Below are 6,184 nucleotides of genomic sequence, written 5' to 3'. Positions count from 1 at the left end.
TCCAAAGCAGTTAGACGTAAAGGGCTTGGTGTTTGTCGGTTTTGTCGACAAACGAAGAGGGAATTGGGTTAGGTTCAAGACAACTGATGCCCAGGCCGCCCCCGCGACTGTATGCGAAGAGCGGGCTTTGAAAATACCACTTGCCCAATGATTGGGTAGGGAAGGTCAGAGCCACGTGATGACACGCAAGCCAGGAGACCTGCCGGGCTGAAACGTAATTAACGCTGTCGGGTGTGACAGCAAGGAGAAGACAGATGAACACGAACGTAAAAGCCATCGCGGCCCCACAAACCTCTGCACGTTCCAACCTGCTGACAGCCGCATTTGCCGTGCTGATGGGCGTTGGAATTATTTTTGTAACCGGCCACGTTCAAGCGGCTGCTTTGCACGACGCAGCACACGACGTGCGTCACGCAACCGGCTTTCCCTGCCACTAAAATGTTTTCACGTCTTGTGACCAGCGCGGTGTTCGCTGGTGCTGTGGCTGGGTTGCTTGTCGCCCTGCTGCAGCTCGCATTCGTGCAACCTGTTCTATTGCACGCTGAACTTTATGAAACCGGTCAGCTGGTTCATTTCGGCGGTCTGCCCAATACGGCGACGCCTGAATTGCCCGGCTTTGATCTGATGCGCAACGGCCTAAGCGTGTTGTTCACGATGATGGTTTATTGCGGCTACGCGCTGATCCTTGTTGCAGTGATGAGCACGGCAGACGACGCTTTGGTCACGCCGCGCATGGGTATGATCTGGGGTTTGGCCGGCTTTGTCGCAGCCCAGCTGGCCCCTGCGATGTCCCTGCCCCCCGAAGTTCCGGGCGTCGCTGCCGCAGACGTTCAACTGCGCCAGTTCTGGTGGTTTGCAACCGTTGCGATGGCGGCTGGTGCGATGTGGATACTGGCCTTTCGATTCAACATGTACGGGATCGCGGCGGCTGCCCTGCTGCTGATGTTGCCGCATATCGTTGGGGCACCGCAGCCTGATGCATTTGCAGGGCCGGTTCCGACTGAACTGGGCGCGCTGTTTGCTGCCCGTTCTTTGGGCATCGGACTGGCGGCTTGGATCATTCTTGGTGCATTTTGCGCGTATTTCTGGAACAAAGAAGGCGAAGCGGCTTAGGCTCTTCGTCCATTCCCAAAGAAGGATCGTATGATGGATCGTCGAATGATGTTGTTGGTGATCGGCTTGGTTTTTGGATCAGGCATCGGTTTTTTGGTGGCCGCGTCTTATGGCGTCACTTTGAATGGTCACGACCATGCCACGGATCACGGCGCGATGCAGAGCAACGGGCATGACCACGCAGCGATGCAACCAATTTCACTACCCGCCGACGACAACGCACCGACAGTCGCGGCAACCGTGGTCAAAGACCCGATGTCCGGCTGGAACCTGCAAATCGAAGTCACGAATTTCCGGTTCACACCGCAAAGCGCCAGCCTGACCCACGTCGACGGTGAAGGCCACGCGCATGCCTATGTGAACGGTGAGAAAATCGCGCGGATTTATGGGAATTGGCTGCACATCGAACATTTGCCCGAAGGCGATGTGACTGTCGAAGTCGAGCTCAATTCCAACGATCACCGCCCCTTGGCTGTGGGCAATGAACTGCTGCGCGTGTCAATTCCGGTGACGAATTAATCCAACGCCGGAATGCGGGCACGCAGGTTGTCGCGCAGCTTGCCCAAAGGGCGCGCGTCTTCGATCCAGCCTTTGGGCAGGTCCAAATACATCTGGCACAGGGTGACAATTTCGGCCTCAAAGCTTTGCGTGTCGATGCTGTCGAACACGTAGCTGCCCTTGCCGGCCCCTTGCAAACCGATGTTGACCGGATGGGTGCAACCGCCCAAACACGGCGTTGCCTCGACCTCGATCTGATCGCTTAGCCCCGCCAGTTTCAGCGCCCCACGGATTTGCGCGCAATCCTGACGCGCACTGCGCCCTTCTGCGCGTTCGCATGTGGCGCAGATCAGCAGCCGGTTTGTCGGGGTATGTGTCATGACGGTGCCTTTGGGGTTTGGAGCCTCAGGCATTTGCGATTTGCGCGCTCAAGTCAACCGGCGTTCAGGCGCAAATAGCGGGCGCAGCCGTACAAGGCGGCGGTGTCTTCGGTGATCAGATACAGTGGAACTTGGCCAAAGCGACCGGCAAACGCGGTGTCTTGGGCTGCGTGCATTGCGATGTCTTGGGCACCCTGCCCTTGCAAAACGGCACGGGCGAGTGAGCCGTTAAAATACAGCCCGCCCAGCGGCATGTATTGGTAGGTCAACTCGCGGCACATGACGCCAAGCGCTTGGGTGAACAACGACAAGGTCGCGCCTTTTTGACTGGTGATGTCCACCGCAGAAAGAGGCGCGTGGCCGAGCAATTGATGCAGCTGTTCCAGCCCTTTGCCTGAAAAAAGCGCCTCGACGGAGGTGTAGCCGTTTGCGTGTACGCCGATCTTTGCGCGCAAAACCTCCATCACGGAACTTGGCAAGCTGGCATGCCCAAGTTCCGCCTCGTAGACCTGCCCGTTCTGGCACAGGCTGACGTTGAAACCAGTGGCAACCCCGACGACCAGCGCCTGCGTGTTCTGCGCGGTAGCCCCGCCGATCTGGTGGATAACACGAGGCGGCAAATCAGGCAGTGCGTATCCAAGTGCTGCCAGATCATTGATCAAAGTGACGCGCGGAATCGTCAGCGTTTGCGACAAGGCGCAGGCGTCGAACTGCCAGTCTTGCCGGTTGGTAAGCTGCCCGTGTCCGTTGGTCACAGGCCCAGCAATCGCCACGCACATCGCCGTCGGTTTGGTGTTGGACTGCGTTGCAAGATAGGTGCCGACGGCGGCAGAAAATCCCTGCACTGCGGTGTTGGCGTAGCGCTGCGTGCTGCCTGTGATCAAGCCGTTCGCATCCGCCAAAGCAAGCCGCGTGTTGGTGCCGCCGACATCAGCGACAAGGGTTGCGCCGATGCTCATTTGCCGTCTGCACCATGTGGGTGTTTGCCCAGGATAATCATGCCGAGCAGGTCATCATCCGTCACGTCCTTGACGTCCACCGTGCCGACCAGTTTGCCGTTTTTCATGACCGATGCGCGGTCACATAAATGCATCACATCGTGGATGTCGTGGCTGATCAAAAAGATGCCGATGCCTTCGGATTTAAGGCGCTCGATCAGTTCGGACACCATTTTGGTTTCCTGTGGCCCAAGTGCGGCCGTGGGTTCATCCATGATCAGGATTTTGGCGTCAAAATACACCGCGCGCGCGATGGCGACGGACTGGCGTTGCCCACCTGACAAGGCCGAAACCGGATCGCTGAATTTCTGAAAATTCGGGTTCAGCCGCGCCATGATTTTGCGGACCTCGGATTCCATCGCATCGTCATCAACGAACCCAAGGGACGTGACCAATTCGCGCCCCAAAAACAGGTTGCTCGCCGCGTCCAGGTTGTCTGCCAAAGCCAGCGTTTGATAGATCGTCTCGATATTGTAGCGACGCGCGTCACGCGGATTGTGGATGGTCGCGACTTTGCCGTTGATCCGGATTTCACCGCTGTCCGCGGCGTAAGCGCCCGAGAGCATCTTGATCAAAGTGGATTTGCCCGCACCGTTGTGGCCCAGCAAGCCCACGACTTCGCCCGGGTACAGATCGACGCTGACGTCATCGACGGCATGAACGCCGCCAAAGGAAATCGACATGTTTTTAAGTTCGACAAGAGGGGTTTGCGTGCTCATTTGATCTCTCCCTTATGCGCCGGTTTTGCGGCGATAGACGATGTCGATGTAGACGGCAAAAACCAGCACCATGCCAACCACGATGGATTGCAGCGGCGCATCCACCCCGACCGAAGCCATGCCAGATTGCAGCGTTTGCATGATCAGCGCGCCGATGACCGCCCCGTAGATCGTACCAAATCCGCCTGATAATGCGGTGCCGCCGATGACGGCTGCTGCGATCACGCGCAACTCGTCCAACGTGCCGAGACCCACGTCAACCGCGCCCAATCGGGCCGAGGCGATGATTGCTGAGATGCCGGTCAGCGCGCCCATCAGCGAGAAAACTTTGACCGTCAAAAGCCGGGTGTTGATGCCGGACAATTCCGCCGCCTCGGGGTTGCCGCCAGTCGCGTAAACGTAACGCCCGAACCGCGTCCGGGTCGACACCAGCGTCATCACAATCGTGACGCCCAGCAGGATGATGACGGGGATCGCGACGCCGTGGTTCAGCACCAGACCGTCGACCATTTCGACGCCGCGTGCTTCGGCAATGCGGGGCAGCGCGCCCTTGGCGATTTTGTAGGAATTCATGATCCAGACGTAGCCAAGGATCAAACCTGCTGCGAGGGCGATCAGGATGCCTTCGGCCCAGACGGGTTTGACGGTAAAGCCGTGGCTGGCCTTGCGACGGCGACTGGCGAGGATCAGACCGACGGCGGCAATCGATGCGACCAGCCCGAATATCCAAGACAGTGTCTCGCCCAAAGTCCCATCCGCGCCGCCGCCCATCAGGCGGAATGACGGATCAAGAGGGGCGACCGTTTGGCCTTGGGTGATCCACCACATCGCGCCGCGGTACACAAGGAAACCACCGAGCGTCACGATGAACGCAGGTACGGTCAGATAGCCGATGATCCACCCTTGCATGGCCCCGATCACAGCACCCATGAGCACCGCAAAAACAGCGGCGATGATCCAGATTGACCAGTGCCCAAGACCAACAATGTCTGGCAGTACGTGCACCTGGATCGCGGCAGCGGCCATGCCGATAAAGCCCAGCAACGACCCCACCGAAAGGTCAATGTTGCGCGTCACGATGACAAACACCATGCCCGTGGCCATGACCGCCACAGAGGCCGTTTGAACCGACAGGTTGAACAGGTTGCGCGGGGTCAAAAACCGTCCGCCAGTGATCAAATCGAACATGATGCACAGAACGGCAAGTGCGCCGATCATGCCCAACAATCGCAGGTCGATGCCAAGCTTGGAGAAGAAATTCTGGGCTGTGTTTTGGTCAGGTTGCATGGTGTCAGCCTTTGCCTATCTGGCGTTTCGTTAGGGTGCGGGAATGAATGGCCTGGCCTTGAGTGACCTTGTTGGTCAACTTTGGCGGCGCTGTTCACATAAATCAAATATCAGGGGGGTTAGGGTGCTCTCCCGATCCATAGACCGGAAGAGCGGGGAGATTAGTTACACGCGGCGTTTGAAGAGCCAGCGCACAGCTTGTCTTTTTCGATCCAGCCTGCGTCCAGAACAACGCCAAGGTTGTCGGCGGTCACAGCGACCGGAGCCAAGAACTTGGATGTCATTGTAGTGCCTGATGGCGATGTCCAATCGGCGGAACCATCGACGGCTTCACCTTTGGCCAAGGCTACGGCGGCTTCACCAGCAGCTTTGCCCAATGCGCGTGCGTCTTTCCAGACGGACACGGTTTGGGTACCGATCGCAACACGGTTCAAGGCAGCGTGATCGCCGTCCTGACCCGATACCGCGAGGCCTTCCATGCCTTGCGCTGTCAATGCAGCGACAACACCGCCGGCAGTACCGTCGTTGGAGGCCACAACCGCGTCGACTTTGTTGTCTTGAGCGGTCAGGATTTGTTCCATGTTGCGTTGTGCGTTGGCTGGAACCCAGCCATCCGTGTAGGCTTCGGCAACGATTGTGATGTCACCGGCGTCGATGGCGGCTTGCAGCACTTCTTGTTGACCGCCACGCAGAAAATCAGCGTTTGGATCGGTTGGTGATCCTTTGATCATCACATAGTTGCCGGTTGGCTGCGCGGCCAAAACGGCGCGGGCTTGCATGCGACCAACTTCGACGTTGTCGAATGTCAGGTAGAACGCGCGGGCGTCTTCGATCAGGCGGTCATAGGCGACGACAGGAATGCCTTCGTCTGATGCCTGTTGCACGGCTGGACCTACGGATGACGCGTCTTGCGCCAGAATGATCAAAGCAGTTGCGCCCTGAGCGATCAGGGATTCGATGTCTGCCAGCTGTTTGCCGGATGATGATTGCGCATCAGCAGAAATGTATTTTGCACCAGCTGCGTCAAGCGCGCCTTTGATTGCGGCCTCATCTGTTTTCCAGCGTTCTTCCTGGAAATTGGACCAGCTTACGCCAACAATGATATCGTCGGCCCATGCGGCTGTGGACAGCATAACGCCTGTCGCAACAGCGGCTGCAGTTTTCAATAGTTTCATGTGTTCCTCCCAAA

At 57.9% G+C, this 6,184-nt stretch carries 8 protein-coding genes and 1 riboswitch; of the genes, 3 read left to right on the top strand and 5 right to left on the bottom strand.

Features of this window, described 5'->3' with window-relative positions; translation table 11 throughout:
* Positions 1 to 9 precede the first annotated feature (9 nt).
* A riboswitch (cobalamin riboswitch) is annotated at positions 10 to 222 on the top strand.
* A 32-nt stretch (positions 223 to 254) separates the two neighbouring features.
* Genes ACFIO0_RS00715 through ACFIO0_RS00705 form a run of 3 tightly spaced genes read left to right on the top strand, consistent with a single transcriptional unit; the run spans position 255 to position 1,632 of the window.
* Positions 255 to 437: a CbtB-domain containing protein gene (locus tag ACFIO0_RS00715; RefSeq protein ID WP_390912651.1), complete on the top strand. Its 183-nt coding sequence runs from the start codon at positions 255 to 257 to the stop codon at positions 435 to 437.
* Position 438: 1 nt separating this feature from the next.
* A complete protein-coding gene (locus tag ACFIO0_RS00710) occupies positions 439 to 1,113 on the top strand; it encodes a CbtA family protein (protein WP_390912649.1) in 675 nt (224 codons plus the stop codon).
* Positions 1,114 to 1,143: 30 nt separating this feature from the next.
* Positions 1,144 to 1,632 carry a hypothetical protein gene (locus ACFIO0_RS00705; protein WP_390912647.1) on the top strand — a complete coding sequence of 163 codons (489 nt, stop codon included), beginning with the start codon at positions 1,144 to 1,146 and terminating at the stop codon, positions 1,630 to 1,632.
* Here the strand turns inward: ACFIO0_RS00705 and ACFIO0_RS00700 are convergent.
* From ACFIO0_RS00700 to xylF, 5 genes are all read right to left on the bottom strand, one after another.
* The gene (locus ACFIO0_RS00700) at positions 1,629 to 1,991 is read right to left on the bottom strand and encodes a DUF1636 family protein (protein WP_390912645.1); all 363 of its coding nucleotides are present in this window, start codon (positions 1,989 to 1,991) and stop codon (positions 1,629 to 1,631) included. The genes ACFIO0_RS00705 and ACFIO0_RS00700 overlap by 4 nt on opposite strands.
* 53 nt (positions 1,992 to 2,044) lie before the next feature.
* Positions 2,045 to 2,950: an ROK family protein gene (locus tag ACFIO0_RS00695; protein ID WP_390912643.1), complete on the bottom strand. Its 906-nt coding sequence runs from the start codon at positions 2,948 to 2,950 to the stop codon at positions 2,045 to 2,047.
* Complete coding sequence (locus tag ACFIO0_RS00690) at positions 2,947 to 3,708, bottom strand: ATP-binding cassette domain-containing protein (protein WP_390912641.1); 762 nt, start codon at positions 3,706 to 3,708, stop codon at positions 2,947 to 2,949. The genes ACFIO0_RS00695 and ACFIO0_RS00690 overlap by 4 nt, the downstream gene beginning before the upstream one ends.
* Positions 3,709 to 3,720: 12 nt before the next feature.
* Entirely contained in the window at positions 3,721 to 4,995 is a 1,275-nt protein-coding gene (locus ACFIO0_RS00685) for a sugar ABC transporter permease (RefSeq protein ID WP_390912639.1), read from the bottom strand.
* 161 nt (positions 4,996 to 5,156) lie between these two features.
* Positions 5,157 to 6,170: a D-xylose ABC transporter substrate-binding protein gene (xylF, locus tag ACFIO0_RS00680; protein WP_390912637.1), complete on the bottom strand. Its 1,014-nt coding sequence runs from the start codon at positions 6,168 to 6,170 to the stop codon at positions 5,157 to 5,159.
* Between the last annotated feature and the right edge of the window lie 14 nt (positions 6,171 to 6,184).

It is taken from the genome of Pseudosulfitobacter sp. SM2401 (genome assembly GCF_042932805.1).
Taxonomy (GTDB): domain Bacteria; phylum Pseudomonadota; class Alphaproteobacteria; order Rhodobacterales; family Rhodobacteraceae; genus Ascidiaceihabitans.
This window is presented reverse-complemented; position numbering and strand designations above follow the sequence as displayed.

Bases quoted from the DNA above. Each gene is read 5' to 3' on its own strand.
- ACFIO0_RS00695 (WP_390912643.1), bottom strand. From the start codon at position 2,950: ATGAGCATCGGCGCAACCCTTGTCGCTGATGTCGGCGGCACCAACACG.
- ACFIO0_RS00710 (WP_390912649.1), top strand. From the start codon at position 439: ATGTTTTCACGTCTTGTGACCAGCGCGGTGTTCGCTGGTGCTGTGGCT.
- ACFIO0_RS00685 (WP_390912639.1), bottom strand. From the start codon at position 4,995: ATGCAACCTGACCAAAACACAGCCCAGAATTTCTTCTCCAAGCTTGGC.
- ACFIO0_RS00690 (WP_390912641.1), bottom strand. From the start codon at position 3,708: ATGAGCACGCAAACCCCTCTTGTCGAACTTAAAAACATGTCGATTTCC.
- ACFIO0_RS00700 (WP_390912645.1), bottom strand. From the start codon at position 1,991: ATGACACATACCCCGACAAACCGGCTGCTGATCTGCGCCACATGCGAA.
- ACFIO0_RS00715 (WP_390912651.1), top strand. From the start codon at position 255: ATGAACACGAACGTAAAAGCCATCGCGGCCCCACAAACCTCTGCACGT.
- ACFIO0_RS00705 (WP_390912647.1), top strand. From the start codon at position 1,144: ATGATGGATCGTCGAATGATGTTGTTGGTGATCGGCTTGGTTTTTGGA.
- xylF (WP_390912637.1), bottom strand. From the start codon at position 6,170: ATGAAACTATTGAAAACTGCAGCCGCTGTTGCGACAGGCGTTATGCTG.